At 61.7% G+C, this 25,242-nt stretch carries 38 protein-coding genes, 1 tRNA gene and 1 other RNA gene; 32 read left to right on the top strand and 8 right to left on the bottom strand.

Annotation, left to right across the window (positions count from 1 at the left end):
* Nucleotides 1–4: 4 nt before the first annotated feature.
* A complete protein-coding gene (locus AC1RKI_RS12145; RefSeq protein WP_227459846.1) occupies nucleotides 5–1,480 on the top strand; it encodes a sensor domain-containing diguanylate cyclase in 1,476 nt (491 codons plus the stop codon).
* Between the two features lie 134 nt (nucleotides 1,481–1,614).
* Here the strand turns inward: AC1RKI_RS12145 and lpxO are convergent, their stop codons facing one another.
* The 3 genes from lpxO to AC1RKI_RS12160 all read right to left on the bottom strand — a co-directional run bounded on the left by lpxO (nucleotide 1,615) and on the right by AC1RKI_RS12160 (nucleotide 4,338).
* Nucleotides 1,615–2,517 carry a lipid A hydroxylase LpxO gene (lpxO, locus tag AC1RKI_RS12150; RefSeq protein WP_061958489.1) on the bottom strand — a complete coding sequence of 301 codons (903 nt, stop codon included), beginning with the start codon at nucleotides 2,515–2,517 and terminating at the stop codon, nucleotides 1,615–1,617.
* Nucleotides 2,518–2,644: 127 nt separating this feature from the next.
* On the bottom strand, nucleotides 2,645–2,956 hold the full coding sequence (locus AC1RKI_RS12155) for a hypothetical protein (RefSeq protein WP_492795485.1): 312 nt from the start codon (nucleotides 2,954–2,956) through the stop codon (nucleotides 2,645–2,647).
* Nucleotides 2,957–2,985: 29 nt separating this feature from the next.
* Nucleotides 2,986–4,338, bottom strand: coding sequence for a DUF2252 domain-containing protein (locus tag AC1RKI_RS12160; RefSeq protein ID WP_439709418.1), 1,353 nt, complete (start codon nucleotides 4,336–4,338; stop codon nucleotides 2,986–2,988).
* 306 nt (nucleotides 4,339–4,644) lie between these two features.
* On the opposite strand from AC1RKI_RS12160, the gene AC1RKI_RS12165 reads away from it, so the two are divergent.
* Nucleotides 4,645–4,935: a hypothetical protein gene (locus AC1RKI_RS12165; RefSeq protein ID WP_061958491.1), complete on the top strand. Its 291-nt coding sequence runs from the start codon at nucleotides 4,645–4,647 to the stop codon at nucleotides 4,933–4,935.
* 53 nt (nucleotides 4,936–4,988) lie between these two features.
* Nucleotides 4,989–5,249: a hypothetical protein gene (locus AC1RKI_RS12170; protein ID WP_061958492.1), complete on the top strand. Its 261-nt coding sequence runs from the start codon at nucleotides 4,989–4,991 to the stop codon at nucleotides 5,247–5,249.
* A 217-nt stretch (nucleotides 5,250–5,466) separates the two neighbouring features.
* Here AC1RKI_RS12170 and AC1RKI_RS12175 read toward each other — a convergent pair.
* The 5 genes from AC1RKI_RS12175 to AC1RKI_RS12195 all read right to left on the bottom strand — a co-directional run bounded on the left by AC1RKI_RS12175 (nucleotide 5,467) and on the right by AC1RKI_RS12195 (nucleotide 7,980).
* Nucleotides 5,467–5,543: transfer RNA gene (locus AC1RKI_RS12175), tRNA-Met, on the bottom strand.
* A 122-nt stretch (nucleotides 5,544–5,665) separates the two neighbouring features.
* Nucleotides 5,666–5,911: a hypothetical protein gene (locus AC1RKI_RS12180; RefSeq protein WP_061958493.1), complete on the bottom strand. Its 246-nt coding sequence runs from the start codon at nucleotides 5,909–5,911 to the stop codon at nucleotides 5,666–5,668.
* A 195-nt stretch (nucleotides 5,912–6,106) separates the two neighbouring features.
* A complete protein-coding gene (locus AC1RKI_RS12185; RefSeq protein ID WP_492795488.1) occupies nucleotides 6,107–6,385 on the bottom strand; it encodes a hypothetical protein in 279 nt (92 codons plus the stop codon).
* 349 nt (nucleotides 6,386–6,734) lie between these two features.
* Nucleotides 6,735–7,241, bottom strand: coding sequence for a hypothetical protein (locus tag AC1RKI_RS12190; protein WP_404991364.1), 507 nt, complete (start codon nucleotides 7,239–7,241; stop codon nucleotides 6,735–6,737).
* A 316-nt stretch (nucleotides 7,242–7,557) separates the two neighbouring features.
* The gene (locus AC1RKI_RS12195; RefSeq protein WP_404991363.1) at nucleotides 7,558–7,980 is read right to left on the bottom strand and encodes a helix-turn-helix domain-containing protein; all 423 of its coding nucleotides are present in this window, start codon (nucleotides 7,978–7,980) and stop codon (nucleotides 7,558–7,560) included.
* Nucleotides 7,981–8,154: 174 nt separating this feature from the next.
* Between AC1RKI_RS12195 and AC1RKI_RS12200 the strand changes: the two genes are divergently transcribed.
* From AC1RKI_RS12200 to AC1RKI_RS12340, 29 genes are all read left to right on the top strand, one after another.
* Nucleotides 8,155–8,520: a helix-turn-helix domain-containing protein gene (locus AC1RKI_RS12200; protein ID WP_404991362.1), complete on the top strand. Its 366-nt coding sequence runs from the start codon at nucleotides 8,155–8,157 to the stop codon at nucleotides 8,518–8,520.
* A 27-nt stretch (nucleotides 8,521–8,547) separates the two neighbouring features.
* Nucleotides 8,548–9,060: a hypothetical protein gene (locus AC1RKI_RS12205; protein WP_404991361.1), complete on the top strand. Its 513-nt coding sequence runs from the start codon at nucleotides 8,548–8,550 to the stop codon at nucleotides 9,058–9,060.
* Complete coding sequence (locus AC1RKI_RS12210; RefSeq protein ID WP_404993553.1) at nucleotides 9,060–11,318, top strand: TnsB C-terminal domain-containing protein; 2,259 nt, start codon at nucleotides 9,060–9,062, stop codon at nucleotides 11,316–11,318. Before AC1RKI_RS12205 ends, AC1RKI_RS12210 begins: the two co-directional genes overlap by 1 nt.
* A gap of 20 nt (nucleotides 11,319–11,338) precedes the next feature.
* Nucleotides 11,339–12,103, top strand: coding sequence for an AAA family ATPase (locus AC1RKI_RS12215; protein WP_404991360.1), 765 nt, complete (start codon nucleotides 11,339–11,341; stop codon nucleotides 12,101–12,103).
* A complete protein-coding gene (locus tag AC1RKI_RS12220) occupies nucleotides 12,103–12,384 on the top strand; it encodes a hypothetical protein (protein WP_404991359.1) in 282 nt (93 codons plus the stop codon). Before AC1RKI_RS12215 ends, AC1RKI_RS12220 begins: the two co-directional genes overlap by 1 nt.
* 16 nt (nucleotides 12,385–12,400) lie before the next feature.
* Nucleotides 12,401–13,015 carry a hypothetical protein gene (locus tag AC1RKI_RS12225; RefSeq protein ID WP_404991358.1) on the top strand — a complete coding sequence of 205 codons (615 nt, stop codon included), beginning with the start codon at nucleotides 12,401–12,403 and terminating at the stop codon, nucleotides 13,013–13,015.
* Nucleotides 13,005–13,457, top strand: coding sequence for a MarR family transcriptional regulator (locus AC1RKI_RS12230; RefSeq protein WP_404991357.1), 453 nt, complete (start codon nucleotides 13,005–13,007; stop codon nucleotides 13,455–13,457). Before AC1RKI_RS12225 ends, AC1RKI_RS12230 begins: the two co-directional genes overlap by 11 nt.
* Entirely contained in the window at nucleotides 13,454–13,783 is a 330-nt protein-coding gene (locus tag AC1RKI_RS12235; protein WP_404991356.1) for a hypothetical protein, read from the top strand. Before AC1RKI_RS12230 ends, AC1RKI_RS12235 begins: the two co-directional genes overlap by 4 nt.
* Entirely contained in the window at nucleotides 13,780–13,935 is a 156-nt protein-coding gene (locus AC1RKI_RS12240; protein ID WP_404991355.1) for a hypothetical protein, read from the top strand. The genes AC1RKI_RS12235 and AC1RKI_RS12240 overlap by 4 nt, the downstream gene beginning before the upstream one ends.
* Before the next feature lie 9 nt (nucleotides 13,936–13,944).
* Nucleotides 13,945–14,379 carry a hypothetical protein gene (locus AC1RKI_RS12245; RefSeq protein WP_404991354.1) on the top strand — a complete coding sequence of 145 codons (435 nt, stop codon included), beginning with the start codon at nucleotides 13,945–13,947 and terminating at the stop codon, nucleotides 14,377–14,379.
* Entirely contained in the window at nucleotides 14,379–14,987 is a 609-nt protein-coding gene (locus AC1RKI_RS12250) for an HI_1489 N-terminal domain-containing protein (RefSeq protein ID WP_404991353.1), read from the top strand. Before AC1RKI_RS12245 ends, AC1RKI_RS12250 begins: the two co-directional genes overlap by 1 nt.
* Nucleotides 14,984–15,601 (top strand): DUF3164 family protein, encoded by a 618-nt coding sequence (locus AC1RKI_RS12255; RefSeq protein WP_404991352.1) that lies wholly within the window; start codon nucleotides 14,984–14,986, stop codon nucleotides 15,599–15,601. Before AC1RKI_RS12250 ends, AC1RKI_RS12255 begins: the two co-directional genes overlap by 4 nt.
* Before the next feature lie 9 nt (nucleotides 15,602–15,610).
* Nucleotides 15,611–16,084, top strand: a complete 474-nt coding sequence (locus AC1RKI_RS12260) for a hypothetical protein (protein ID WP_404991351.1) — start codon at nucleotides 15,611–15,613, stop codon at nucleotides 16,082–16,084.
* 25 nt (nucleotides 16,085–16,109) lie between these two features.
* Complete coding sequence (locus tag AC1RKI_RS12265) at nucleotides 16,110–16,382, top strand: HU family DNA-binding protein (protein ID WP_404991350.1); 273 nt, start codon at nucleotides 16,110–16,112, stop codon at nucleotides 16,380–16,382.
* Nucleotides 16,382–16,448, top strand: an RNA gene (locus AC1RKI_RS12270) — hammerhead ribozyme type II. Before AC1RKI_RS12265 ends, AC1RKI_RS12270 begins: the two co-directional genes overlap by 1 nt.
* A gap of 13 nt (nucleotides 16,449–16,461) precedes the next feature.
* Entirely contained in the window at nucleotides 16,462–16,725 is a 264-nt protein-coding gene (locus AC1RKI_RS12275; protein WP_404991349.1) for a hypothetical protein, read from the top strand.
* A 109-nt stretch (nucleotides 16,726–16,834) separates the two neighbouring features.
* Nucleotides 16,835–17,233: a gp16 family protein gene (locus AC1RKI_RS12280; RefSeq protein ID WP_404991348.1), complete on the top strand. Its 399-nt coding sequence runs from the start codon at nucleotides 16,835–16,837 to the stop codon at nucleotides 17,231–17,233.
* Between the two features lies 1 nt (nucleotide 17,234).
* The gene (locus tag AC1RKI_RS12285) at nucleotides 17,235–17,681 is read left to right on the top strand and encodes a Mor transcription activator family protein (protein ID WP_404991347.1); all 447 of its coding nucleotides are present in this window, start codon (nucleotides 17,235–17,237) and stop codon (nucleotides 17,679–17,681) included.
* Between the two features lie 125 nt (nucleotides 17,682–17,806).
* Nucleotides 17,807–18,244 (top strand): structural protein P5, encoded by a 438-nt coding sequence (locus AC1RKI_RS12290; protein WP_404991346.1) that lies wholly within the window; start codon nucleotides 17,807–17,809, stop codon nucleotides 18,242–18,244.
* Nucleotides 18,241–18,477, top strand: coding sequence for a DUF2644 domain-containing protein (locus tag AC1RKI_RS12295; RefSeq protein WP_404991345.1), 237 nt, complete (start codon nucleotides 18,241–18,243; stop codon nucleotides 18,475–18,477). The genes AC1RKI_RS12290 and AC1RKI_RS12295 overlap by 4 nt, the downstream gene beginning before the upstream one ends.
* A complete protein-coding gene (locus tag AC1RKI_RS12300; RefSeq protein WP_404991344.1) occupies nucleotides 18,464–19,078 on the top strand; it encodes a hypothetical protein in 615 nt (204 codons plus the stop codon). The genes AC1RKI_RS12295 and AC1RKI_RS12300 overlap by 14 nt, the downstream gene beginning before the upstream one ends.
* Nucleotides 19,068–19,286 carry a TraR/DksA C4-type zinc finger protein gene (locus AC1RKI_RS12305; protein ID WP_404991343.1) on the top strand — a complete coding sequence of 73 codons (219 nt, stop codon included), beginning with the start codon at nucleotides 19,068–19,070 and terminating at the stop codon, nucleotides 19,284–19,286. The genes AC1RKI_RS12300 and AC1RKI_RS12305 overlap by 11 nt, the downstream gene beginning before the upstream one ends.
* A complete protein-coding gene (locus tag AC1RKI_RS12310) occupies nucleotides 19,283–19,588 on the top strand; it encodes a hypothetical protein (protein WP_404991342.1) in 306 nt (101 codons plus the stop codon). Before AC1RKI_RS12305 ends, AC1RKI_RS12310 begins: the two co-directional genes overlap by 4 nt.
* Nucleotides 19,588–19,812, top strand: a complete 225-nt coding sequence (locus AC1RKI_RS12315; RefSeq protein WP_404991341.1) for a hypothetical protein — start codon at nucleotides 19,588–19,590, stop codon at nucleotides 19,810–19,812. The genes AC1RKI_RS12310 and AC1RKI_RS12315 overlap by 1 nt, the downstream gene beginning before the upstream one ends.
* Before the next feature lie 3 nt (nucleotides 19,813–19,815).
* A complete protein-coding gene (locus tag AC1RKI_RS12320) occupies nucleotides 19,816–19,992 on the top strand; it encodes a hypothetical protein (RefSeq protein WP_404991340.1) in 177 nt (58 codons plus the stop codon).
* Nucleotides 19,993–19,999: 7 nt separating this feature from the next.
* Nucleotides 20,000–20,500 (top strand): DUF1804 family protein, encoded by a 501-nt coding sequence (locus AC1RKI_RS12325; RefSeq protein WP_404991339.1) that lies wholly within the window; start codon nucleotides 20,000–20,002, stop codon nucleotides 20,498–20,500.
* Nucleotides 20,493–22,271 carry a hypothetical protein gene (locus AC1RKI_RS12330; protein WP_404991338.1) on the top strand — a complete coding sequence of 593 codons (1,779 nt, stop codon included), beginning with the start codon at nucleotides 20,493–20,495 and terminating at the stop codon, nucleotides 22,269–22,271. The genes AC1RKI_RS12325 and AC1RKI_RS12330 overlap by 8 nt, the downstream gene beginning before the upstream one ends.
* Before the next feature lie 8 nt (nucleotides 22,272–22,279).
* The gene (locus tag AC1RKI_RS12335) at nucleotides 22,280–23,884 is read left to right on the top strand and encodes a DUF935 domain-containing protein (RefSeq protein ID WP_404991337.1); all 1,605 of its coding nucleotides are present in this window, start codon (nucleotides 22,280–22,282) and stop codon (nucleotides 23,882–23,884) included.
* Nucleotides 23,871–25,175, top strand: a complete 1,305-nt coding sequence (locus AC1RKI_RS12340) for a phage head morphogenesis protein (RefSeq protein WP_404991336.1) — start codon at nucleotides 23,871–23,873, stop codon at nucleotides 25,173–25,175. Before AC1RKI_RS12335 ends, AC1RKI_RS12340 begins: the two co-directional genes overlap by 14 nt.
* Nucleotides 25,176–25,242 lie beyond the last annotated feature (67 nt).

Raw genomic sequence — 25,242 nt, forward strand, 5'->3', positions numbered from 1 at the left:
AAACTTGGGGCACGCAGGCGCCGTCGCACGGCTCGACAACGACTATCAAACGCTGTTCCAACTGGCGCCAGTTTCGCTGTGGCTGGAAGACTTCAGCGCGGTACGCCAGGCGTTTGACCGGCTGCGTGCCGACGGCGTGACCGATCTGCGTGCGCACCTGCGCGCCAATCCGGCCGAAGTGGCGCGCTGTTCGGCGCTGATCCGCGTGCTCGATGTGAACCGCCGCACGCTGGAACTGTTCCGCGCGCGCGACCTGGACCAGTTGATCGCCAATCTCGATAGCGTGTTCCGCGACGACATGTTCGACCAGCACGTGGAAGAACTCGGCCAGCTATGGGACGGCGGCCGGCATTTCGCCAGCCAGACCGTCAACTACACGCTCGACGGAGAGCGGCTCGACATTCGCCTCGAAGCGAGCGTGATGCCGGGCCACGAGCAGGACTGGGCGCGCGTGCTGCTGTCGATCGAGGACATCACGGCGCGCGTGCGGTCCGAGCGCGAACTGCGCCGCAGCCAGCAATATGCGCAAGGATTGTTCGAACACTCGCCGGTGTCGCTCTGGGTGGAAGATTTCAGCGCCGTGAAAGTGCTGCTCGACGAAGTGCGCGCGGCGGGCATCACCGATTTCCGCACCTTCCTCAATGTGCACCCCGATTTCGTTTCGCGCTGCATGCAGGAAATCCGCGTACTCGACGTGAATCAGCAAACACTGACGATGTTTGGCGCACCGAGCAAGGAAATTCTGCTGTCGCGCCTGGGCGACGTGTTCCGGGACGACATGCGCATCCATTTTGCCGAGCAACTAATCGATCTCTGGCACGAAAAACTTTGGCAACAGCGCGAGGTCATCAACTACGCGCTCGATGGGCGCTCGGTCGACGTGTTCATGCAATGGTCGGTGTTTCCCGGCCGCGAAACCGACTGGGATCAGGTGCTGGTGTCGCTGACCGACATCACCGCACGCAAGAAGGCCGAGGCCTATGTCGAATTCCTGGGCAAGCACGACGTGCTGACCAAGCTCTACAACCGCGCCTATTACGAAGACGAGCTGGCGCGGCTGGGACGCAAGGGCCCGTGGCCGGTGAGTGTGATCGCGGTGGATCTGAATGGACTCAAGACGGTCAACGATCAGTTCGGACATGCCGACGGCGACGCGCTATTGCGCCGTACCGGCGAAGTCCTGAAGAAGGCGGTGGGCGAACAGGCCTGCATCGCGCGCACCGGCGGCGACGAATTCATGGTGCTGCTGCCCGGCCGCGATGAGCGCGCCACGGCCACCGTGGTCGAACAGATCGAGGAAGTGGTGGGCCTGAACAACCAGTTCTATCCCGGCACGCGGCTTTCGTTCTCGATTGGGGTGGCCACCTGCGTGCAGGGCGAACGCCTCACCGATGCCGTCAAGCTTGCCGACGGGCGCATGTACGAAGCCAAGCGCGCCCATTACGAAGCTTTAGGCAACGAACGTCGCATGCGCGACTAGCCAACCTGACGCGGCCCAGAGCGATCCGCGCCGACCAACGCCACCCAACGCGCCGGACGCGGCGCGGATCGCGAGGGCAAGAAAAAAACCGGCAGCGAGCTGCCGGTTTTTTTCTTCGAGCCGTCACCTGCGGATCAAAGGAACACGATCAACGCGATGCCGCCAATGATCAGACCAAACTTGGTCACGTAGTACACGTTCTTGTTCCACGACTTGAAGCGGCGGCGATATTGGCCGCCGAGCCAGACAAAGCGGAACAGCTTGTTGATGGCGCCGGTCTGGTCCGATTCCTCATTCGGGGAGCTGGCCGCCGTCATGACCTTGCGGCCCATCCAGTGATTGACGGCCGCAGCCCAGCGGTAGCGCATCGGACGCTCGATATCGCAGAACAGGATCAGTCGATCGGTGTCGCTCTTGTTCTCGGCCCAGTGCAGATAGGTCTCGTCGAACACCACGCCCTGGCCATCGCGCCAGCTGTGGCGCTCGCCATCGACTTCGATGAAGCAGCGGTCATCGTTCGGCGTGGACAAGCCCAGGTGATAGCGCAGCGACCCCGCAAACGGATCGCGGTGCGGGTTCAGCTTGCCGCCCGGCGGCAGTTCCGCGAACATCGCCGCCTTGACCGACGGCATCTCGCGCAGCAGCGCCACGGTATTCGGGCATAACGTCTCGGCCGACGGATGGTGCGCTTCGTACCACTTCAGGTAGAAGCGCTTCCAGCCGTACTTGAAAAACGAGTTGAAGCCCGCGTCATCGTTCTTGTCGGCCGCCTTGATCTTGCGCATCGCGATCAGGGCCAGGCCCTCGTCGCGAATCTGCGGCCACGCGCTGCGCAGCTTCTCGAGTTCAGGGAAACGTTCGACCGGAATGTACGGCGTACGCGGCACCCCGGAAAACATGTACATGAAGCAGTTGACCGGCGCCACCAAGGCCGAGTGGTCAAGCATCTGCCGCATGAAGGGCAGCCTAACCTTGCCGCGGAAGTGCACATACAGGATGGCACCCAGGTAGGCCGCGACGATTATCCATTTGATCACCCGAAATTCCTCCAGGACAGACTCCGCCCCAGGGAACACTGACCCTTCCGGCGGCAAGGCGCTATTTTAGCGAATCGCCGCCCCCCGCGCACCGTGTGATGCACGGGCCGCGTCAAGGTTTTGCGCGTCAGGATTTGCCGCGCGACTGGCGGGAAATCCGGTCGATCAGCACGCGCGCATCTTCGGGCTTGCCTTGCAGCGTCAGCAGGCGCGCGTTGAGAACGATATTCTCGAGCACCAGCTTGGCCGTGGAGGCCCACAGCGTCGCCACCAGCGCCTCCTGCGACAGCCCCGAGGCTTCCAGTTCGATCGACCGTTCGGCGATAAGCTTGCACGCCAGCGCGCGCAGCGCCTCATCGTCGAACGGCAGGTTGGCATAGTCGATGGGATCGGCCTTTTCCACTTCGACCATCAGCTGCAGCAGCATATCTTCGGTCATTGGCAAGCTCCTGAAGGCATCGCCTCGGTTCACACCCGGAAGTCGGCGGTCATGTCGGTATCGGTGCGGGCTTCCAGGCGCCCGGAACGGCACGCTTTGACGAAGACCTCGTAGTCGCGTTCGACCTGATCCGCATACGCGTTAGAGTACGCCACCATCGATTCCGCCATGCGATCGCTGGTGCCAAGGTATCCGCTGATCTCGGGCGCCAGCCCGCCCGCCTTGGCGTGCGCGCGCGCTAACACCCAGCCGCAGACGCGGCCGTACATCGCCAGCATTTGGGCGTCCATCAGCTCGATGTCGGCGGAGAACTTCATGTCGCGGAGCTGGCGCAAGTAAAAATGTCGCCCGAATGGCCCGTTGGACCAGCCCAGGAACGGATCGCTGGCCGCCTGCATCAGTCGCTGCCCTTCCACCACGCGCTGACCTTCGTGCCGCACCGCCGGCGACTTGAAGAAGCGCGCGACCACCGACTTTGTCGCTTCCTTGACCTGCAGGAACAGCGGCTTGCCGTGGCTGTCGATCATCAACTGGATCAGACAGCGCGTGCCCACGCTGCCGACGCCAACCACCTTGAACGCCATGTCGTGAAGCTTGAAGTGGGCCAGCAACTGCTGACGGTCCGGTGCCAGCGTGCGGGTGTAATCGCGAAAGCACTCTTGCACGACCGTAGCGGGATCGTCGATGCTGAGCCAGTCATCCTTCGCATCGAACAGCGTTTGCTCGCCGCGCACGTGGAAGATGGCCGGCGGCGCGTCGAGGATGCGCCAGCGCTCGCCTTCCCGCTCGGTCAGCTTCGGCAAGAGCGCCTCGTGGGTGCGAGCCGATGCGCGTTCCATCGCGCGCCGAATGCGTTTCTGGACTTCCGGATCGATCGAGATCTCGAGCAGACGCTCGAAGGTGATGTGGTCATACCAGGTATCGAGCACCCCCATTTCCGCATAGTCGGCCATGTGGTTGCGGTAGCTGTTCACCACCTCGAAGACCATCTCGTCGGCCGCCGCCGCGCTGTGTTTCAGATGGCGCGCCGCCACCACAAAGCTGGCGGCGAGGCGTTTGAGGTCCCATTCCCATGGGCCTGGGCTAGTTTCATCGAAATCGTTGACGTCGAACAGCAGCGCGCGTTCCGGTGTGGCGAAACCGCCAAAATTCGACAAATGACAGTCGCCGCAGATTTGCAGCGTCAGACTGGAATTTGGCGTGCCTGCCAGATCGTGGGCCTGGATGATGGCGCTGCCGCGATAGAACGTGAACGGCGAGGCAATCATCCGCCCGTACCGCAGCGGTATCAGCCGCTCGACGCGCCCGGCGCTGCTCTGCTCCAGGAGCCGGATGGGATCGCGGTCGACGTTGCCGATCGCCTCATGCGCGCGCCGAGGCACTTTTTGGCGGAGGGATTTGCCATGCCCGCGCCGCTTTTCAACTTCCGACACACTTTCCACACACCCTCCATGCTTGGATCAAAGCCGGGGAACGTCAGATTTGTGCAGCATATGCAACCAAGCTAAGGCAACCGCAACAGCTTGTCAATTTGGCGCCCCACACTGGCACAGACGTCACTTCGATGAACCTGAATCGACACCGCGTCGTGTGCCACGGAAAATCAGACGCTCCCCTACAAAAACGTCACAACTATCCGTGTAAGCTGCGGTCTCATCTAGCGTCGCCAACGAGAAGAGCAACCATTCATGACCAAGCGTTTTCTTGCAGCCATGCGTCAATACGTGTGGTTCAGAGGGGTGAAGCACCATGTGGTCCAAGGCGTGGAAGCGCTGGCGGACCTGCTGAAGTCTCCGTCCGTCGCGGCGCGCGCAGTCGCCGCCATCGTCTCGGAAACGGAGCAAGGCGTTCAGGTGTGGGTGTCCTATTTCGGCAAGCCAATGGATCCGCATACCAACTATGTGTTGTGGCCAAACCGCGTACTGAAGCCGGCGCGCCGGCGCGTTGCAGCACCGCCGCAACTGCCGTTCCGCCGCTAGCACGTCCTGGCACATCACCGCAGTGTTTTTTCCGTGTTGGACAAGGAGCCCTCATGCCCGAACCGCAACATGACGAAGCGCTGGTCAACAATTACCTGGAACGTGTGTCGGCGCTGTCCGTCAGCGCGTTTGATGGCGCCGATGTGGGACAGGAGCTATCGCAGCTGATGCAGGAAGCCCGGCAGCAATGCAAGGGCGACAATCTCGCCGTACTGGCTGCGCGCCTGACAGACCGCGCCGAATCTGCCGAGCGCGAATCGCAGCCGCAAGTGCGCGACACATTCGCCGCGGCCGCATCGATGATCAAACCCTGAAGTCATCCCGTAGCGAGACGTCAGCGCGAGCCATGGCATAGCAATCGCGCGCATCGATGCGCGCGCACGACAAGAGGAGCAAGCGAACTCTGCCTCTGCGAGGAGGACCATCGCGCTACTTCACTGCTGCGCTATGTATTCGGGATATTTACTTCGAGAAGATTTGACCGAACGGTCGAGAGAACTACTGAATCTCTTGTTACCAGACCAAAGGTCTTGGTTGCGGGGGTAGGATTTGAACCTACGACCTTCGGGTTATGAGCCCGACGAGCTGCCAGACTGCTCCACCCCGCGTCTGAGAAAAGAGATTATGCCGCAATATGGCGCACGTGGCAAGCATTATATGCACCATAAACGAGAAAACGCCCTCGCATCGTTTTGCCGAGGGCGTTTTGCATGCATCGTCAGGCCTGCGCTCATGCGATGCGGCGCCGCTTCGCGGCGATATCCTCTTCGAGGCTCTTCACCGTCTCGGCGACATAACGGTTCACGTGGTCCAGCGCTTCGAGCTTGGTGTCGAACGGCTGGCGGGCGAATGGGTTGTGCCGCGCCATCAGAACCGCGCCATCCTCGCGACGAATGATCTCGACGAGGATGGCCCACTTGTCCTTCGGCAACGCCATCACTTCATAGACGATCGTGAAATCTTCGTACTCTGGCATGGTGCGCTCCTGTTTTTCTGCTGCTGGCGCGCACTAGGCGCGCATCAGTTTCAGACTAGGAGCGGGCTGCCAAATCAAAAATGATCTCGATCAATCTGCAGCCAATCAACGAGCGGGGGCATTGATATGGGACATTGCATGTTTTGCAAGGAACTTTGCAGCGCGATTGGATTGGATCACCGACGCTTGATGGACTCAGCGTGCTGGGCCCAAGAGTTTGTCGATCAGCGCGTAAGCCGCACCGAACGCCGCGACTTCCGCCGCATGCCGCGAAGCAAAAACGTGCGTGCCACCGGAAAGCACTTCGGTATCACCTGCATCGCTTGGATCCGTGCCCTCCTGCGCGACGCGCACCTCATAACCCCAGGTCTGCGTGTCGCCAACCGCGCCGGCGGACGCATCGTGATGCGATGTCACCAGTACGTATGCGTCCATGCCGCGATAGCCTTCGACGCGCCAGTCTTCCGATTGCATGAGATGCCTCCGCTGAGAGTCATGATGGAAAGTTCGGCAGCAGGATCGCGATGATGTTCCCGCTGCATCTGCAAGCAGGATAGTCAGACTATGCCAACAGGTGACGGGAGACTGTGCACGGAGCGTGCGATGCGGGCGGCGCGCGCGGCTGACGGCGCTGGGAGGAGATTTGTGGGGTAGCGCTTAGTTTGGCATAACAGAGAAACAACAAAAAAACGCCGTAAAGCCAGCAACCGCAAGGCTTTCAGCCAGTTTCCCCGTTCTGCGCCGTGTGGCACAAAACAGTCAAAAAACGAGCGATTCGTGAACAGGTTTTGCACGCTGATTGGCACAGAACGGGCGCCCGTGACTACTTCCTATCCATGACGGCTCGGTAGAGCTTGTCGATCTCGTCGTTCGACAGATCGATCACCGACACCTTTCCGAAGACCTTGCGCATGTAGTTAAGCCGCCAGCGATCGCAGCGGAGCTCTTTGCAGCGCGCATGGATAGCTTGGACGCGCCTGTCGCGCCAGCCGGCAGACTTGGTAGCACCAGGCATGCCCTCCAGGCGCGCCCGCCACCGGACGAGATAGTTCTCGGCGCGATCGAACAGGCCGGCGGGTATTTCCGCGTAGGAATTGACGTTCATGTGGGAATTTAACCGCCGCATGACGGCTGCGGGCGTGACCTGCTGCCCCTCTAGAACCCTTGATACGCCTACGATTTGGTCTCGTAGATCAAGGAGACGACGCTTCTGCGCGGCATCCAGGACGCCGCAGCCCGTCTGAACCACGGTGATCTTGGGCTGGACCCGGAAAACGTTATTCACCCGGTTGCCGTCACCGATAAATACTGTGCCGCCGTTGAAGTTCAAGACTGAGCCAGGATTCTGGCCTGGTGCTGCTTGGGACCTCCGAGGCCCCAGTAACTCGTTCAGCTGTGCTTCAAGGCGCTGTCGCGCTTCTTCCACCACGATACCGCTCCTTCAAATGAGCCCGAAGGCTCGACCCAAAAAAAACGGAGCCCTTGGCCCCGTTTATTGCCGCACCTCCCACTCGTATGCTGACTCGGAAAGTGCGAACGATGTACGCACTTCCAAGATGAAGTACGCACTTTGCAAAAAAGCCTTTGGCTTCAATAACTTACCGAAAAAAACCATCGGTTGCATACCCTCCGAAAGTGCGTACCAGTCAGGCCACAAGTCGCAGGTATCGCTCCACTCGTTCTGGCTCCAACTTCCCCGTTTCCCGCACGTATTCGAAGAGAAGTAGCGCCAGCTCGCCCCGTTTCTCTACGGTTACCTCCAAGCCCCTATCGGCAATCATTTCCTCCAATCGCTGAACAATCAGGATCAGCGTTTGTAGGTCTTGGGTCTGGATACCAGCTGTCACACCTGGTGCCGCGTGGCTAGAGGGCTGCTTGCCTGAGACCAACCAATCCGCGCTCACAGCGGCCGCCTCACAGATTTCTGCTATCCGGCTTGCCTTAGGTTCCGCCTTCCCCGTCAGATAGGTCTCCAGAGTGCTACGGGGAATGCCGGTTTTCCGTGCAAGAGCATCCCCCCCGCCGACCTTCTCAGCGCAGGTTCGGATTCGATCTGCCAGCGCAGTCATGGCTTGCACCTTTCCGAGCCGAAAGCTGCAAGCGCCTTGCAGCTTTCGAGCATCGCTTGCAGCTTCGCCGAAAACCCATAGGAATCAGGCAGATAGCAGGTTTCTGTCATTTGCATACCAATTTCCGAAGCTGCAAGCAGCAGAAACCTGTTGTTTATCTAACAGGTTCCTGTTATGTTTGCGCTCATGGACAAGTTAAACACCTCAAAAAAACCAGCCCTTGCTGAGAACAAGGACTGGCATCGAGTCGACATCAAGGCGGCTCTGGAGAAGGCTGGCTACTCACTGCGCCAGCTCAGCCTCCAGCACGGTTACGCCCCCGGTTCGCTCAAAGCGGTCCTGGACAACCCCTGGCCAGGCGCGGAGCAAATCATCGCGCGCGCCCTCGGCGTTACTGCCGCCGAAATCTGGCCCAGCCGCTACGACACCGATGGCAACCCCAAGAGCGGTCGCAATCAGCGCGGCATTGGCCGCTGGTCTACCCGTAAGTCTATCAGCGCACTTAACCATCGCAATGTTGAAAGTGCGGTGGCGGCTTAACCACGACCCGTCCCGAGGATTTGACATATGAAACGGCGAGCAAATCAGGCAAAGGCGGCCAACCAGCTTGAACTGTCCTTTTTCGAAGTGCCCCCAAAACCCAACAACGAAGCCGGCAGCCTCGATGTCGCCATGGCTGTACGTGAGGCTCTGGCTAACTCCCTCGCGGCAGCAACGGCCGGCGGCAAGGATCGCCACGACATTGCGGCCCAGGTCTCCCGCCTGTCGAATCACGACCTGACCAAGAACATGCTTGATCGGTATTGCGCGCCCAGCGCTGAAAACTGGCGCCTACCCGCCGAAGCAATCCCCGCGCTCGTCGTCGCCACCGGCGACTTCCGTTTGCTCGAAATTCTCGCTGCTGCGTGCGGCTGCAAGGTGTACCAGGGCGAAGCCGCCAAACTGGCGGAAATCGGGATGCTGACCATGCAGCAACGTTTGATTGCTGATCGGCTGACCGAAGCTCGTCGCTCACTCCCCAAATCGCACATCGACAGGCTCGCCGACGAAGAGGTAAAGCGAATCGGGGGCCGTAAGTGATGCACTCCATTAGGGATATCGCGGCAGCATTACGTGTTGCCAGGCAGGCGGCCGATGACCGGGCGCGCCGCGAAAATTGGCCGTACTCGGTCGAAGCAGCCCGAGGCGGTCGGCGCAAGCTGTTCAACCTCGCTGACCTGCCATCTGACGTGCGCAGAGCTGTGGATCGGCACACCCAACTGAGCCAGCGCGCTACTGAGGCCGCTGCAGTGGACGCTGCGATCGCCGCTGTGCGCCGAGCCGCCGCCGACAAGGCCGCTGAACGCGGTTTGAAAGGTGAAGCCAATCTCAGGAAACTGCTCGAATCCATGTCCGAGGGCGTTAAGGCGCGTTTGGACGGCCGGTTCTCTATCGTCCGTAGTTGGGAACAGTGGTTCGCCGCCGCCCAGCCCATGAGCCGCTCAATCAGCTGGGAGGCATATGCCCAGGCGTACAACAGCCGCGCGCTGCAGCTGCCGTACGAGGTCATCGTCGTCTTTCCGAAGGTGTCCGCCCGTTCGGTCCAGCGCTGGGTGCTGGATTACGAGCGCGACGGCATAGCCGGTCTCATTGATGAGAACGACGGGCGCCTCCGCAAGGACGTCAACGTGTTCACCACCCAGCCCATGCTGGAAAAGGTCACGATCGCGCTCTTGATCGAGCGTCCGCACCTGGCCGTACAAAGCCTGCTCGACCTGATCGAAGCCTCGGCACGCGATGAAAAGACCGGTGCGCCGCTGTTTAACGTACCGACCTACCACCAGACCTATCGGTTTCTCAAGGCGTGGAAGGCACGGAACGACGAGCTGCTTACAGCGTCGACCAACCCCGACCAATGGAAGAACCGCCATATGACGGCCTTCGGCGACGCGTCGGCCGATGTCGTGCGCCTTAACCAGCGTTGGGAGATGGACGCCACGCCGGCAGATTGGATGCTGACCGACGAAGACGGCAAACAACGCCGCTACACCGCCTCCGTGGTGGTCGACGTGTTCAGCCGTCGCATGATCGCGGTCCTCGCGCCCACGCCGAAGACGGAGACCCACAAGTTTGCGCTGCGCGTGGCGCTTCTGGCTTGGGGCCTGCCCGAAGAGATCGTCACCGACAACGGCAAGGACTACCAGAGCCGCGAGTTCACTGAGACCCTGCGCCAGCTCGACATCGACCACCACACTACCAACCCGTTCTCGCCCTGGGAGAAGCCCCACGTCGAGCGCGGCATCCAGAGCATCCTGCATTCCAACCTCGAAGCTCTGTCGTCGTTCGTCGGCCACAACGTCGCCGAACGGTCGGCGATCGAGGCGCGCAAGACCTTCGCAGAGCGCTTGTTCAAAAAAGACCAAGTGGTCGAGCTAGCCATGCCTGCCGGACAGCTGCAGAGCCTCATCAATGATTGGCTGCAAGGCACGTATGAGCAACGCGAGCACGGAAACTTGGGCACTACGCCATTTGCCCAGGCAGCTTCCTATCGCGGAGAAATCCGCCGGATCAGCGACGAGCGTGCCCTGGACATTTTGCTCGCCCCGCCGGCCGGCAAGGGCACCTATGTGGTCACAAAGAAGGGATTGACGATCGAGGGCGCCAACTATATCGCGCCCGAACTGGGTCTGTACGTCGGCCGCGACGTCGATGTGCGCCAGGGCGAGGATCTCGGCGAACTGGTGGTCTACCACGAAGGCGCATTCGTGTGCATCGCAGTCTGTCCCGAGCGCACTGGTGTATCCCGCAAGGAAATCGCCGCGCATGCCCGCCAAATGCAGCGCGCCAATATCCAGGAGCAACGCAGGGCTGCGAAGTCGACCAAGGTCAACCCGGACGATGCCATCCAATCGCTGCTTCGCAGCCGCGCCGAAGCCACCGGCAAGCTCACAACGCTGCCAGCGCCGAGCGTCGCCCACGAGACCAGCGCTCTGGCTGCCGCGGGTGCCGCGCGCCGCGCGCTGACCGGCCGGAGTGCCGGCACACCCGTGCCGGCAGACCTGCAACAGATTCTCAACAAGCGAAAGCAAGTCGAACCCACTCCGGCGGAAGCCTCGCCGGCCCTCAACGTCCACGCCATCCCGGAAACGCCGCAACTGCGCTTCCGCAAGTGGCTGGAGCTCGACCAAGTCGTCGCCAATGGAGGGGCGATTGACGAACCGCGCCTGCTCCGCTTCTACGGCACTTATCCGCAGACGGCCGAACACGCATCCATGAAAAAACGCCACCTGGAAGGAACCCAGGCGGCGTCGTCCAACGGCACCGGCATGGTGGCACCCATCCGGCACGCCTCTCTGTAACCCAAAAAGGCAGATTCATTATGGTCAAAAACACCAACGCAGGCAAACATACGACTCCCCGAGCAGCGGGCGGCGTGGCCAACATCGGCACGCTCGACCTGGTCTCGGCGACGCTGGAGCGCCTGGACACGCGCCGCTCGGGCCTGCCCGGTATGGCGGTCCTGTATGGCCCGGCTGGATGGGGCAAGACGTTTGCCACCAACGTCCTGGCTATCGAAAGCCGAGCCTACTACGTCCAGATGCGCAGCGCCTGGCGCTCGAAGTCTCTGCTCGAAAAAATCCTGTTCGAGATGGGAGTTAAGCACGGCAAGGCAACCGTCCCCGCGTTGCTGGACATGGTCTGCGAGCAGTTGAGCACCTCACGCCGCACTTTGATCCTGGATGAATTCGACTACGCCACGAAGTCGGACTCGCTTATCGAACTGGCGCGTGACATCTACGAAGGCTCGCAAGGCTCTCTGCTGCTGGTCGGCGAGGAGCTGCTTCCCAAGAAGCTGGAGCAATGGGAGCGCTTCCACTCGCGCGTGCTGACCTGGGCACCGGCCCAGCCTGTAACGGTCGAGGATGCTGTGCAGCTTGCTGCCATCTACGCGCCCAACGTCGAGTTGAGCCCGGATGTGCTCGCCCACCTGGTGCAGGCCGCGAAAGGCTCGGTACGCCGGGTGTCGGTCAACCTCACCCAACTGCACGAGCACTGCCTGACCTACGGCATCGACGTATGCACGGTCGCCGACATGGAGAAGGTCGCCATCTATACCGGCCGCGCTCCGGAACGGAGGCTGTGATGAACGCCGGCACCCTGACGTTTTCCAGCTTCGAGCACTGCCACTATCAGATCGGCCGCTCGGATGCGCCAGAGATCAAGGCTCGCGGCGTGATTCAGACCACGCTGTCGACGGATCAATGCGGCGCGTCGCTCGATGTGACACTTACCGGCTCCCGCCGCCACCAGCGCGTCCTGGTCACCATTCCCCTCACCGCTGCTGACATCGACGGGCTGATTCACCAGTTGCAGGCCATGCGCGACATGCTCCGGTCTACCAAGGGAGGGAACCATGCCGCGTAGGCCCGCAACTCTCGAAATGAAGGGCGGGAAGTCTCCGCGCCAGCGCGTGTGGGAAGCAATCCGCGCCCAGCGTCGCAGCTTCACCCAGGAGTCTGTGGCGGAAGCCCTCTGCGGCATGGAAAGCATCATCCAAGACTACATCCGTGCCTTGCTCAAGGCAAAGTTCGTCGCGGTTATCGCGGAGGAGAAGGTAGGCAGCGGCGCCATCATGGCCCGCAGGACTTACCGTCTCGTCCGGGATAACGGCGTCGAGGCACCCCGTATTAGAAGGAACGGGGAGCTGGTCGTCCAGGGCGCGGGTAACGAGGCCATGTGGGGGACGATGCGCCGCATGTTCGAGCGCAAGGACTTTAACTTTCGCGAGCTCGCGGCATTTGCCAGCACGTCGGAGAACCGCATTAGCGAAGAGACGGCGAAGACCTACGTCCTCGCGCTGGCGGCAGCGGGCTATCTGCAATGCACGAAACCCGCTGTCAAGGGCCGCAACGCTGCTCCGGCGCGCTACACCCTCATCGCTCGGATGTACACCGGCCCGCGTGCCCCGATGGTCCAGCGCACGAAGGCCGTCTTCGATCCTAACGAAAACCGCGTGATGTGGACGGATACGAAGGAGTTCGAAGATGCGCTCTGAGACGAAACCCCGCCCCGCTTACATGGACGCGGACTGGTTCATTTCCCTGCAGCGCGAGGTCAAGGCAAGCACCCAGCAGAGGGTTGCCGAACGTCTGGGCGTGTCGCGCTCGACTCTGACGGTTCTCCTTAACGGCTTGGGCGAGTACGGCAATGGTGGAGCAAAAACGGATCGTTTCGAGATCCGCTTCCGCCAAGCGTTCGAACAGATCGAATGTCCCTTCAACGGGCAGACGGTCGGCGCGACCAACTGCCGCGAGAAGGCGCTGCGCACGGCGCCGACGCATAACCCCCTTCAGCTTAACCACTGGAAGGCGTGTCAGGACTGCCGCTACAAACCTGCGCCGGCGAAGGACTTGCCTATGACAGCTATCGACACCAAGACGCTGCCGCTTCCCATAGTCGGCGCACCGCAGATCGACCTCAGCCAGGAGCCAGCATGAATAGCAAGCAACCCCACGCACCGCTCAAGCGCGGCGCTGTTGTACTGCCAGAAATTCTACGCCGTGACAGCCCCGTCGCGACAGAGCTGCGCGATTGTTTTCGCACCATGCGCGCGGAGCTGCGGCGGTGCCTCGCGCGCTTGCGCATCTACCGCCAACTGCAGGCCATCGACCGCGAGGCCGATCGCGCGCAGCGCGAACTGGCATGGCTGCGCGACGAGCTCGAAAGCCAGGAGAACAACTGGATTCGCCTGCAGTTCGTACACAAGTGCGATCGCGACGCCCTGACCGCCCGCCTGCAACAGCTTTCCGGAGGCGCCAAGTGAAGAAGCCTTTCTCCCTTCGTGCGTTTCTGCACACCCGCCTGGGCGCCGCTGTCTGGACGCTCCTGGTGGCCATCCTGGCCTACCAAGCCGGCCAGATTTCCACCGCGAAGCACGCCGACACGGCTGCCCGCGCACCGCGTATCACGACATAAGGAGCCAGTATGAGCACGCCATCCAACAAACAAGTTCTGATCGCCGCCATTAAAGCCCATCCGGGTATCCGTACCCCCGAGTTGGTCGACATGACGACGATCGATAACCCGTCCGCCTACATAACAGGCGAGATCGATCGCGGTGAGATCCTGGTCGAGAAAGTGGCCACTGAGCACGGCAGCCGCCAAGTCAATGCGTATCGCGTCAATGCCGAGAATCCTCCCGATGAAACGCTCACGCCTCGCCAGCGCATGGTTAAGGGGGACGTCGGTGCGAAGACCGGCCCTTCGGATGTCAGCTTCTCGCTGTCGTCGCGCGGCGAGCTCACTATCAACGATGGCCGCAAGACCGTTTCTCTGCGGCCGGATGGCACCCGCCAGTTGGTGGCCTATCTCGACCGCATCAACGTCGACCAGGTGATGCGCGCGGCAGGAGTTGCCTGATGCCGATGCCGTCTTTCCGCTGCCCTTGCTGCCGCAATGAGCTGACGGTGGAGGTTGTGTTCGCGCACGAGGGCGTGCGCGAATCGGTCCAGCACCTACTCAACGCTCACCCTGCGGCAAGCAAATTGCTGCGGCCGATGCTGGCCTATGTCGGCCTGTTCGCCCCGGAAAAGACTGATATGCGCTACGAGCGCGTGGCGTCGATCCTAGGTGAACTCGTGCCAATGATCAAAGCAGGCATCGTGCGCGACGCGCATGGCCGGGAGTGGCCCGCGCCGATGGATTACTGGTGCCAAGCATTTGAGGAGATGCTCGCCCGCCGTGACGCAGGCGCGGCCGGTGGCTTGCGGCTGCCCCTCAAGTCCCATGGCTACCTGTGCGCCATCGTCGCAGGCTTCTCCAACAAGGCAGCAGCCAGCGTCGAACGCACTACCGAAGCGCAGCGGGCTGGCCACGCCGGCTTCGGTACACCGGTTGCGCGTGTGCAGCCCATCACCAGCCATACCACGGCACCGCGCTCCGCCGTTGATCCGGCCTTGCGTCAGCAAGCACTGCGCGCCGCCAAGAGCCGCAAGGCAGATACCAATATTCAACAGGAAACCCCATGAGCGAAGCAACTATCCCAGCCGGCTACGTAAAAGACGCGCGCGGCCGTCTGATCCACGAAAGCATGGTGAAACCGATCGATCGCGCCCGCGACCAAATTGTCACGGAACTTGTCGGCATCGCTAAGACACATCACGCCGCGCTGGCTGACTTCAAGAAGCGCGTGTTTGGCGACACCGAGGCGTTCATCTCGATGTCGGCCGAGGAATACGGGGCGAAGGTCGGCGGCGCCAAAGGCAACGTCACACTGCACAGCTTCGATGGCCAATACAAGATCCAGATCCAACGCGCCGAAAACATTACGTTCGACGAGCGTTTGCAGGCTGCGAAGGTCGTGATCGACGAACTGCTGGCCGAATGGACTGAGGGTTCCCGACCGGAGATCCAATCGCTTATCCAGGGCGCCTTCGACACCGACAAGGAAGGCAACCTGAATACCGGCCGCATTCTCTCCCTGCGCCGCCTCGATATTCAGGACCCCCGCTGGAAGCAAGCGATGTTTGCCATCTCCGATTCCGTCCAGGTCATCGGTACCAAGTCCTATGTTCGCGTGTATGAGCGCATCGGAGACACCGAGAAGTACCGTCCGATCTCGCTCGACATCGCGGCCATCTAAGGAGCGGTCATGGGAACGCTCACGAAGGAACAGATTACCGCAATCGAATATGAGCTTGCCTCTCCCTTCGGGCGAGTCGTGTTGGCTTGCGACAGCTACAAGGTCACTGTTGCGGTGGAGCAGAAGTCCCCGCGTAAGTACGAGCTCATGGTGTACGTGAATGATGTGTTTAAGGCTGTTTGGACGAGGGGTGGCTGCGAAGAGGCGACGCGGTTCCTGCGGCCTACAACTGTCGAGCTTTTCAAGCCGGCACAGAAATCCAAGATCCTCAAAGACTTGGGGAAGCGTCACGGATCGAAGTTCATCGCCGAATACAACAAGACGTCGACGATCTACCTCCCAATCTGGCAATCGGTGCGCTCGATGGTCAGGCACTTCTGCAAGCACTGCGAATCGGTTTCGGTGACGTCGATCGGCTATGCGGCCGCAAGCGCCAGCGCCACATCTAAGGCGCTCGTGAAAGATCTGGAACCTGCGATTTAACCACTCACCAACGAAGGATTACATCATGAACAAGCAAGAACTGGTAGCCCACGTCGCGAGCGAAGTCGGTCTTAGTAAGGCAGAAGCTGAGCGCGCTCTCAATGCCGTGATCGGCGGAGTCACGCAAACACTGGCCAAGGGCGGCACTGTGGCGATAACGGGTTTCGGTGCTTTCTGTGTCGTTACTCGCGCCGCTCGTGGCGCGCGCAATCCGAGGACCGGCGAGGACATCCGGATTCCCGAAGCCCGGGTGCCGAAGTTCAAGCCGGGTAGCAACCTCAAGGCTGTTGTTTCCTGACGCGAAACACCCGCCTGCGCGGGTGTCTGCCTGGCGTGGTGGCCTGGCACTGATGAGCAGCCCAACCAAGGATAGAGATATGACAGAACAAAGCATGGAGCGGGCCGCAATTGCGATCTGCAGGGTCATGTACCCCGAAGCCTGGGAGGCGGGCAGAAGCTGGGAAGGTTTCCCCGACACGACGCGCGTTGCAATGCGCCGGGCCGCACACGCCGCCTGGGCGGAGCTCAGCGAGGAAGTGCGCGCCGTGATCGATCACGACGGATATGCCATCACCTTCCAGTCGATGAGCCAATACCGCGCCGCCCTGAAGGTCGCATTCTCGCCGGATCGCGCGCCATGACAGACACCGCCTGGTGCTCCCTGGTCATGATCGTCCTGATCGTTAGCGTCGTTGCCTACATGGCATGGTCGCACTATCTCGACCGCAAGTACCCGATGGAGTGAGCCACATGGTCGCCGCAACAACCCTCGCCAAGATCCACATCGCCAAGAAACAGCTAGCGATGGATGACGACGCATATCGCGCCATGCTGGACAGCGTGGGCGGCGTTAAGTCGGCCAAGGACCTGACGCCTTTCAGCGCGGCGAAGGTCCTAGCCCATCTCGAAAAATGCGGCTTCAAGCCCGCCCAGAAAATCGGCCGTCGACCCACACCGACCCGCGCCGATCGTAAGAAGCTCATTGGCAAGATCGAAGCGCTGCTGGCTGAAGCCAAGCGCCCCTGGTCCTATGCCGACGCCATGGCCGCACATATGTTCAAGATTGACCAAGTCGCATGGTGCGACGCCGATCAGCTCTGGCGCATCACTGCGGCGCTGCAGAAAGATGCCAACCGCCACGGGAGGTAACATGGATCTATCAGAAGTTACCAACCTGCTGCCGGCGGTGGCGCGTGCAATCGTTCACACCATTGGGATTCAGCAAACGATCCGGCTGGTCGACCGTCTGGGCGGCTCAACGTTCCCCGTGCCACTGCGCAAGAATGCTGCTGGCGAGGTCCGGTACCAGATCCTGGTTGAAACTGTTGGAGAGCAGGCAGCCTCTCAACTCGTGAGCGCGCTGGGTGGGCAGGAAGTCTATATCCCGCTGTGCGCAGCCGCGTTGCGCGAGCTGCGCGACCGCGAGATGCGTACCGAGTTCGATAGCATGACCGGCAAGGAATTGCAGTACAGTGCGCTGCACGCTGTTGCTCAACTGGCCATCCGGTACCGCATCTCGGACCGCCAGGTCTGGCGAATCCTGAATCAAACGAATCGGGATGGACCGCCGAAGACGTCTCAAGCTACACTGTTTTGACTGCACCGAAGCCCCGCACCTCGCGGGGCTTTTGCTTTTCCACCCCCTGACACTCGCCACCATTCGCTGGTGCGCTGCCTGATACGAGACTGTGAGCTGTATCCACAGTCTCTGCAGGAGGCAGCGTGCAACCGCGCGGCATTCGAAACAATAATCCGGGAAACATCCGCTGGGGCGACAACTGGCAGGGGCTGATCGCCCCGCACCAGCGCACCGACAAGAGCTTCTGCCAGTTCACCGAGCCTGCCTACGGTCTGCGCGCGATCTGCGTGATCCTGGTGAACTACGGAAGCAAGAACGGCCAGCCCAATATCGGTGGGCCTGGCATCGACACGGTGCGCGAGGTCATCGGCCGCTGGGCGCCTCCCAACGAGAACGATACGGAGGCGTACATCGCCAGCGTGGCTAAGGCCGTGGGTGTCGACGCCAACAAGCATATTGACCTTACGTCGCCCCACGTCTTGCGCAAGATGCTGCCGGCCATCATCCAACACGAGAATGGCATGCAGCCGTACTCGACCGAGCAGATCGACAAGGCCATCCGGATGGCCGGCGTCGTATGAGCTGGAAGTTCTCCGACCTCTTCACCGACGAGCGCACCGGCCGCCTGTCGCACACGAAGCTCTGGCCAAACGTGGCAAATGCCGTGGCCACGGTTGTCTTCGTGCGCGCTGGCTGGCAGGGACAGCTCACGGCGGATATCTGGTGGGCATATCTCGCCTGCGTCGGCGGCTACACGGCCGTCATGCGTCTCGCCCAGTTGATCCGCGAAAGGAAAGCCAATGAACGGACTTAACCGCGTCGAAGCTATCGTCCTTGCGGTTCTGTCGCTGCTGGCTGGCGCTGCGCTGTGCGCACCCGTAGCCCTGTGGTACGGCACCAGTCATGGCACCGCCATTGGCAACGCCAAGGTCGCGGAGTTGCGCGAGCAGACCGCTATCGCTAGTGCCAAGACGCTGAGGGATGCTGGCGAGGTACTGGCCGAGGAAACGGCACGCGGCAACCGGCTGAGCGCCCAGCTCGACCAGGCGCACGACAGGATCGACTTTCTCTCCCATCAACTCCAATCCAAGGTGGACCATGTCTCGACCGTCTATCGTCCGGCGCCTGGCGCTCCCACGCAGCCTCTGCCTCAGTGCGTTTTCACTCGTGGCTGGCTGCGCAGTTACAACGCCGCCATCGGCGTTGATGTGTCCATTGCCGGCGAAGGCACCGGCCCATCTGCTCAAGCGGCCGACGCCGGTGGAACCGTTGCGGGAGAAGACGATCTCCTTCCCGCCGGCATCGACCAGAGGGACATCCTGAGCCACCACATCGACTATGCCGCGCGGGCCCGGAAGCTGGAGGAGGCACTGAATCGGCTGATCGACTACGAGGAAGGCAAAGATGTTCAGTAACCGCGCGCTGGACCACGCATCCCAGATCGAGCAGGCAGAACGCGATCACGCCATCGAGCGTGTGCGTGCGCTCAAGGCTGCCGGGGAATCCGCAGAATTCTGCCAGGACGACGTGTGCGGCGAACCCATCCCGGAGGCGCGTCGCCTGGCCGTGCAGGGATGCCGCTTCTGCATCGACTGCCAGGCGCGGCGGGAGAAGGCGCGATGACGATCAGCATTGGACAGATCTGGGAAATCGTGAAGGTGCTGATCTCGCTGGCAGTGGCGCTCGGCGGCCCAGCACTGACCTGGTGGCTCGCACGGGAGCGCGCCGAGCGCCAGGAAGTCAAGGCCGCCACGACGGCGATCGGCGGCGAGCTCACCGCGCTGAAGCTGGATATCGCCCAGCACTACGCGCGCAAGGAAGACGTTAAGGACAGCCGCCAGGAGGTTCTTGACGCCGTGAACAACCTCTCCACCAAGCTGGACCGACTCTACGACAAGCTGGACAACAAGGCAGACAAAACCTGATGACCACCCGGAACGAAGAAAGTGAAGAGCTGCGCCTGCTGCGCCAGATCGGCGGGCAGGTGAGCGGCATGGACGCCAAGCTGGATGCCATGGACGCGAAGATCGATCGGATCGAAGGCCGCGCTATTCGCCTCGGTGCGACCGCTGGTGCTGCCGCAGGCGGCATTACCGGTGGCATCGTGGCCGTTGGTGTCATGCTGGCCAAATTCAAGCTGGGAGCCTGATTCATGCCCGGCGTGAAGGTCAAGTTCAAGGATGGCTCAGCCCGTGACTTCCCGTACCCGGCACACGTGCGCGGGTACGAAGGTGTGTTCGTGATCATTCAGGACGAGTACGAGAAGAAACACACCTTCCCGGCAGCAGACATCCAGGAAGTCATCGAAACGCCTCGGCCGCGCTGGTAACACCGCTATGGCACATCCAAAAGAAGTACGCGATATCGTTCGCCGCGCCTACATCTTCGATCGCCTCACGCTCGAAGTTGCAGCCATGAAGGCGGGCGTCTCCTATGCCACAGCACGGCGGTGGAAGACCGATGCCGCCGAGACTGGCGACGATTGGGATCGTGCACAAGGCGCGCACCTCATCGCCGGAGGCACGCTGGAGGAGATCGCGCGCGGGGTGTTGGCTGGTCTTGTCACGCAATACCAGGCGACCATGGAGGAGCTAGCCAAATCCGAAAACGTGGCCCCCGTCGAGAAGACGAAGCTGCTGGCCAGCCTGGCGGACAGCTTCCAGAAGACGGTGTCGGCCAGCAAGAAAATCTTGCCCGAGACAAACGAGCTCGCCGTGGCCATGGACGTGCTCCAGCGCCTGGCGTCGTGGGTGAAGGAAAACCGACCGGATCTCGTCCTCGGTTTCGTCGAGATCCTGGAACCCTTCGGCAGTGAGTTGAGCCGTGCCTATGGCTGACAAGTTCTCCGTCCGCGACTTCCGCGACGATCTCGAAGAGTTAGCGACGAAGCTACGCAAGGATATCGAGTCGCACCAGTCTGGCCTCGACAGCAGCCCCGCCGCGATCGCCGAGCGCCGACGGCGGGTGCTGATGGGCGACTTCCAGTTCTTCGCCTATACCTATTTCCCGCACCACATCCGTGGCACGCCATCGAGCTTCCAGGGCCATTTCTGCCAGCGCTTCCCGCGCGTACTGGAACTGGCCGGCGGCGCACGTGAATGGTGGGTAGCACCTCGTGGCGAGGCCAAGTCGTCGCTGGCCACCAAGATCGGCCCCGCGTACTGTGTGGTGCGTGGGCTGTTGCAACAGCCCAACGTCCAGAAAGAACTGCAGTTGCAGGGGACGCTGCCGCCCTTTGTCGATTACGTCATCCTGCTCGGCGCCGAGACCAAGCTTCCTGCGAAGTTGATCGAGGTAGTAAAGACCGAGCTGACGGCCAACGCTATGTTGGAGCTGGACTTCCCGGAAGCCTGCGGCAGCACGCCGCTCTGGCGCATTGGCGAAGCCGTGTTCAAGACGAACGTCAAGCTAGAGAGCTTCGGTGCCGACCAGGCTATCCGTGGCACATTCCACGGCGCCAGTCGTCCCAAGCTGCTGATGGGCGATGACCTGATCACCGATGCGGAAGCCAAGAGCCCAACCGAGCGCACGAACCGCTGGAACTGGCTGACCAAGGCCATTGACTATCTCGGCCCACCGGACGGCAGCGTTAAGTATGTCGGCGTCGGTACCGTCCTGGACAAGGACGATCCAATCTCCAAGGCAAAGAAGACCATCGGGCACGTTGTGCATCACTTCCGCGCCATTGAGCAGATGCCGGCTAATACGGATCTGTGGGAGAAGTGCGAGGAGATGATGCTCAACGTCGACCGAGAGGCCATCGACGAAGCGTCCAAGCGTGGCGTGACCCTGGCCGACGACGAGCTGCCGTCGTATCGCTTCTACCTCGACCACAAGGCTGAGATGGATGAAGGCGCCCGGATCTCGTGGCCGTCCGTGCGTACCCTGTTCTGGCTCATGCGCCAGCGCGCCAAGGCGCCGAAGGCATTTAACACTGAACTGCAGGGTGATCCGCGCACCGAAGAAGACAAGACGTTTGGCCACCTCACGTTCTGGGTCCAGCGCTTGCAGCACTGGATCATGTTCGGCGCCTGCGACCCGTCAATGGGCCTCAGTGAGAGATCCGACCCTTCTGCGCTGGTGGCCGGTGGGTTCGATACCTGGAACGGCAAGCTGCACGTCATCCACGCCGAGATCAAGCGTCGCGTTCCCTCCAAGTTGGAATCCGATCTGATTGGCATGCAGCGTGAGTTCAAGTGCCGCGCGATCGGGTTCGAGAACAACAACGCCTATGAGCACTCGCGGCAGACCTTCATCCAGGCAGGCATGCTGGCCGGCGTGCCGCTGCCGCTGGTCGGGGTAACGGCCTCCGTACCCGCCGACGTGCGTATCGATGGAATGGAGCCATTCATTACCGATCGGCTGGCGGCCAGCATCCTTTTCCACTCCGCCTTGCGCGCGCTGCTGGATGAACTCGACACCTGGCCGGAAAAGCAGGCCCATCACCACTACGACGGTCTTACCGCACTGCAGATCCTGTGGATGATCGCCAGCACCCGAGGCCGTGGGCTGAACGAATACACGCCGGTGCCCAAGCGCTTACCGGAGCGCGGCGGCAGCACCGACCACGACGACCACCCGCATGCGGGCGCCGCTGGCGCCTGGTAGGAACCATCATGGGAAAAATCCTTGACCAGTTTGGGCGGCCCTTCGAACGGGCCGCCTTGACCGAATCCCAATCGGCACGCCTCCAGGCGCTGCAGCACGATTTCGCGGGCCACCCGTCCAGAGGGCTGACCCCCGCCAAGCTGGCCAGCATCCTGGAGCTGGCAGAGCAAGGCGACTTGATGGCGCAGTCTGACCTCTTTCAGGACATGGAAGAGAAGGACGGCCATATCTTCGCCGAGATGAGCAAGCGCAAGCGGGCGCTGCTCACCCTGGACTGGAACGTCGTCCCGCCAAAGAACGCATCGAGCGAGGAAACGAAACAGGCGGAGTTGATCGATGAATGGTTCCGCGACCTGCCGGATCTCGACGACGTGCTCCTCGACATGCTGGACGGCATTGGGCATGGCTTCTCGGCGCTGGAGATCACCTGGGAGCGTGTCGATGGTACTTGGCTGCCTGCTCGTTTTGAGCACCGGCCACAACGCTGGTTCATGACGCCATATGGCCAGCCAAACGAGTTGCGCCTGCGCGGCAATGCTGTGGCCGGCATCGAGCTGTGGCCATTCGGATGGACAGTTCATCGGCACAAAGCTAAGTCCGGCTTCATCGGCCGCGGCGGATTGCATCGCGTGCTGGCCTGGCCATACCTGTTCAAGAATTTCTCCGTTCGAGATCTCGCCGAGTTCCTGGAAATCTACGGACTGCCATTGCGCGTGGGCACGTATGGTGCCGGCGCGGGCCAAGACGAAAAGATGGCGCTGCTGCGCGCTGTGACCGAGATCGGCCACAACGCCGCCGGCATCATTCCGGAAGGCATGAAGATCGAGTTCAAGTCCGCAGCCGATGGATCGGAGAAGCCCTACGAAGCGATGATGGGCTGGTGCGAGCGTACGCAATCGAAAGTGATCCTGGGCGGCACGCTGACCAGCCAGGCCGATGGCAAGTCGTCGACCAATGCCCTGGGCAACGTTCATAACGAGGTCAGGCACGATCTGATGGTGTCCGACGCCCGGCAGCTCTCCGGCACGATAAAACGCGACATCATCTTTGCCATCTGCGGGCTTAACTTCGGCGTCACGGATCGTCGCCGCATTCCGGACTTTGTCTTTGACACCCGCGAACCGGAAGACCTGAAACTGTATGCCGACGCATTGCCCAAACTCGTGGGCATTGGCATGCAGGTGCCACGCGCTTGGGCGCATGAGAAGCTCGCCATTCCGCTGCCGGCCAAGGACGAAGAGATCCTCAAGGTGGCGCGGCCGGAGATGGCTGTGCCGCCGGAGATGCGACCGAAGGAAAACCCGCCGGCACCAGGTAAGGCTGCCTTGACCTATCGGGCGGTGCTGACAAACGACCAAGGCGAGATTGTCTATCCCGATCAGCACGCGATCGACACGGCAGCGGCTGGTCTTCCGGCGGAAGCGCTCAGCGTCGGGATGGCCAAGCTGCTCGCTCCGGCCATCGAAGCCATCCGTGCCGGCGAAGAGCCTGACCAGGCCATCGCTGCCCTGGTGGCAGCGTACCCAAATCTCGATGACCGGGCCGTGACCGAGCTGCTCGCTCGCGCCATCTTTGTCGCGGATGTCTGGGGGCGACTGAATGGCGACGCCTGATCTCGCCTACGCGCTGGGCCTGTCGCCCGAAGAAGCGATCCGCTTCTTCGAGAGCAAGGGCTATACCATCGGGTTCAAATGGCAGGACGTCTGGCAGGAAGCCCATTCGCGGGCCTTTACCGTCGCTGGCGTGATGAAGATGGACGTCCTCCAGGACATCCGTTCGGCAATGGGCAAGGCCATCCGGGAAGGTGGCACGCTTGCCGAATTCCGTAAGGCGCTGCTGCCCACGCTGGAAGCAAAGGGCTGGCTGGGCAAGGGGCTGGTCGTCGACCAGGCCACTGGCGAGATCCAGGGCAAGCGGCTCAGCCCGCGCCGTCTGCAGACGATCTTCGAGACGAACATGCAGTCGGCCTACTCGGCGGGCCGATACCAGGCCCAGTTGGAGAATGCCGACGAGCGGCCATTCTGGGAATACGTCGCCATCCTTGACAGCCGGACCCGGCCGTCGCACCGCGCCCAGCATGGCCGGATCTTCCCCGCCGGCGATCCGTACTGGCGCTACTTCTATCCGCCCAATGGGTGGCGCTGCCGGTGCCGCGTGCGTGCGCGCAGCCGCGCCGATATGGAACGTCTTAACCTTGCTGCGTCCAGCAGCGAGGGGCGTCTGGAGGAAGTTGACCAGGTCATAGACCGAGACGGGAATACCCGACCGGCGATGGCCTATCGAGATCCTGTGTCGGGGAAAACGTTCATGGCTGACGCCGGCTTTGGGTACAACGCCGGCCGCGCTGCCTTTCAGCCCGAGCTGGACCGATACCCGGCCGACGTGGCGCGCCAGTACGTCAAGGGCGGCCTGACCGGGCCGGCGTTTCAGCGCTGGTACGAAAAGACCGAAACCGTGGTTAAGGCGGCACAGGACGCCGTGCCAGGCGCAACAAAAGAGGCCATTCGTGCAACGGTGGCGGGCCAACTCGACAAGAGCCAGCGGTTTCCCGTTGGCATCCTGGGAGCGGCCGACCGTGCGGCGCTGGGCGTCGAGTCACAGACGGTCTGGCTGTCCGAGGAGACCCTAGCCAAGCAACTGGTGAGCCGGGATGGACAGGCGATCGGCATGGCCGACTATTGGCGCGTCCAAGCCGTTATCGAGCAGGCCCAGCTCGTGGTGCGTGACGGGGATACCAGCCTTGTATTCGTGCGCCAGGAGGAGCGGCTCTATCACGCCGTCATCAAGGCCACCAGGAGTGGCAAGGCGCTGTTTCTTACGTCGTTCCGGGAAACCAATATGGCCGAGGCCAAGCGGGCATTGCGTCGTGGTGAAGTCGTTCGCAATGAGCTGGAAGAGAAATGAGCCTCAGGAGGGTACTCCCTATTTCCCTCACGCGATCCACCAAGGGACTGGTCCCGAGGCGTCCTAC

This window comes from Cupriavidus sp. GW822-FHT06G04, from assembly GCF_058799075.1.

Coding starts and splice junctions, on each gene's coding strand:
- AC1RKI_RS12260 (WP_404991351.1), top strand. CDS start 15,611: ATGGGAACGCTCACGAAGGAACAGATTACCGCAATCGAATATGAGCTT.
- AC1RKI_RS12205 (WP_404991361.1), top strand. CDS start 8,548: ATGAAACGGCGAGCAAATCAGGCAAAGGCGGCCAACCAGCTTGAACTG.
- AC1RKI_RS12300 (WP_404991344.1), top strand. CDS start 18,464: ATGAACGGACTTAACCGCGTCGAAGCTATCGTCCTTGCGGTTCTGTCG.
- AC1RKI_RS12255 (WP_404991352.1), top strand. CDS start 14,984: ATGAGCGAAGCAACTATCCCAGCCGGCTACGTAAAAGACGCGCGCGGC.
- AC1RKI_RS12330 (WP_404991338.1), top strand. CDS start 20,493: ATGGCTGACAAGTTCTCCGTCCGCGACTTCCGCGACGATCTCGAAGAG.
- AC1RKI_RS12165 (WP_061958491.1), top strand. CDS start 4,645: ATGACCAAGCGTTTTCTTGCAGCCATGCGTCAATACGTGTGGTTCAGA.
- AC1RKI_RS12245 (WP_404991354.1), top strand. CDS start 13,945: ATGAGCACGCCATCCAACAAACAAGTTCTGATCGCCGCCATTAAAGCC.
- AC1RKI_RS12230 (WP_404991357.1), top strand. CDS start 13,005: ATGCGCTCTGAGACGAAACCCCGCCCCGCTTACATGGACGCGGACTGG.
- AC1RKI_RS12265 (WP_404991350.1), top strand. CDS start 16,110: ATGAACAAGCAAGAACTGGTAGCCCACGTCGCGAGCGAAGTCGGTCTT.
- AC1RKI_RS12200 (WP_404991362.1), top strand. CDS start 8,155: ATGTTTGCGCTCATGGACAAGTTAAACACCTCAAAAAAACCAGCCCTT.
- AC1RKI_RS12295 (WP_404991345.1), top strand. CDS start 18,241: ATGAGCTGGAAGTTCTCCGACCTCTTCACCGACGAGCGCACCGGCCGC.
- AC1RKI_RS12250 (WP_404991353.1), top strand. CDS start 14,379: ATGCCGATGCCGTCTTTCCGCTGCCCTTGCTGCCGCAATGAGCTGACG.
- AC1RKI_RS12185 (WP_492795488.1), bottom strand. CDS start 6,385: ATGCAATCGGAAGACTGGCGCGTCGAAGGCTATCGCGGCATGGACGCA.
- AC1RKI_RS12180 (WP_061958493.1), bottom strand. CDS start 5,911: ATGCCAGAGTACGAAGATTTCACGATCGTCTATGAAGTGATGGCGTTG.
- AC1RKI_RS12280 (WP_404991348.1), top strand. CDS start 16,835: ATGGTCGCCGCAACAACCCTCGCCAAGATCCACATCGCCAAGAAACAG.
- AC1RKI_RS12310 (WP_404991342.1), top strand. CDS start 19,283: ATGACGATCAGCATTGGACAGATCTGGGAAATCGTGAAGGTGCTGATC.
- AC1RKI_RS12340 (WP_404991336.1), top strand. CDS start 23,871: ATGGCGACGCCTGATCTCGCCTACGCGCTGGGCCTGTCGCCCGAAGAA.
- AC1RKI_RS12305 (WP_404991343.1), top strand. CDS start 19,068: ATGTTCAGTAACCGCGCGCTGGACCACGCATCCCAGATCGAGCAGGCA.
- AC1RKI_RS12220 (WP_404991359.1), top strand. CDS start 12,103: ATGAACGCCGGCACCCTGACGTTTTCCAGCTTCGAGCACTGCCACTAT.
- AC1RKI_RS12210 (WP_404993553.1), top strand. CDS start 9,060: ATGCACTCCATTAGGGATATCGCGGCAGCATTACGTGTTGCCAGGCAG.
- AC1RKI_RS12275 (WP_404991349.1), top strand. CDS start 16,462: ATGACAGAACAAAGCATGGAGCGGGCCGCAATTGCGATCTGCAGGGTC.
- AC1RKI_RS12155 (WP_492795485.1), bottom strand. CDS start 2,956: ATGACCGAAGATATGCTGCTGCAGCTGATGGTCGAAGTGGAAAAGGCC.
- AC1RKI_RS12170 (WP_061958492.1), top strand. CDS start 4,989: ATGCCCGAACCGCAACATGACGAAGCGCTGGTCAACAATTACCTGGAA.
- AC1RKI_RS12195 (WP_404991363.1), bottom strand. CDS start 7,980: ATGACTGCGCTGGCAGATCGAATCCGAACCTGCGCTGAGAAGGTCGGC.
- AC1RKI_RS12285 (WP_404991347.1), top strand. CDS start 17,235: ATGGATCTATCAGAAGTTACCAACCTGCTGCCGGCGGTGGCGCGTGCA.
- AC1RKI_RS12235 (WP_404991356.1), top strand. CDS start 13,454: ATGAATAGCAAGCAACCCCACGCACCGCTCAAGCGCGGCGCTGTTGTA.
- AC1RKI_RS12315 (WP_404991341.1), top strand. CDS start 19,588: ATGACCACCCGGAACGAAGAAAGTGAAGAGCTGCGCCTGCTGCGCCAG.
- AC1RKI_RS12320 (WP_404991340.1), top strand. CDS start 19,816: ATGCCCGGCGTGAAGGTCAAGTTCAAGGATGGCTCAGCCCGTGACTTC.
- AC1RKI_RS12225 (WP_404991358.1), top strand. CDS start 12,401: ATGAAGGGCGGGAAGTCTCCGCGCCAGCGCGTGTGGGAAGCAATCCGC.
- AC1RKI_RS12325 (WP_404991339.1), top strand. CDS start 20,000: ATGGCACATCCAAAAGAAGTACGCGATATCGTTCGCCGCGCCTACATC.
- AC1RKI_RS12215 (WP_404991360.1), top strand. CDS start 11,339: ATGGTCAAAAACACCAACGCAGGCAAACATACGACTCCCCGAGCAGCG.
- AC1RKI_RS12335 (WP_404991337.1), top strand. CDS start 22,280: ATGGGAAAAATCCTTGACCAGTTTGGGCGGCCCTTCGAACGGGCCGCC.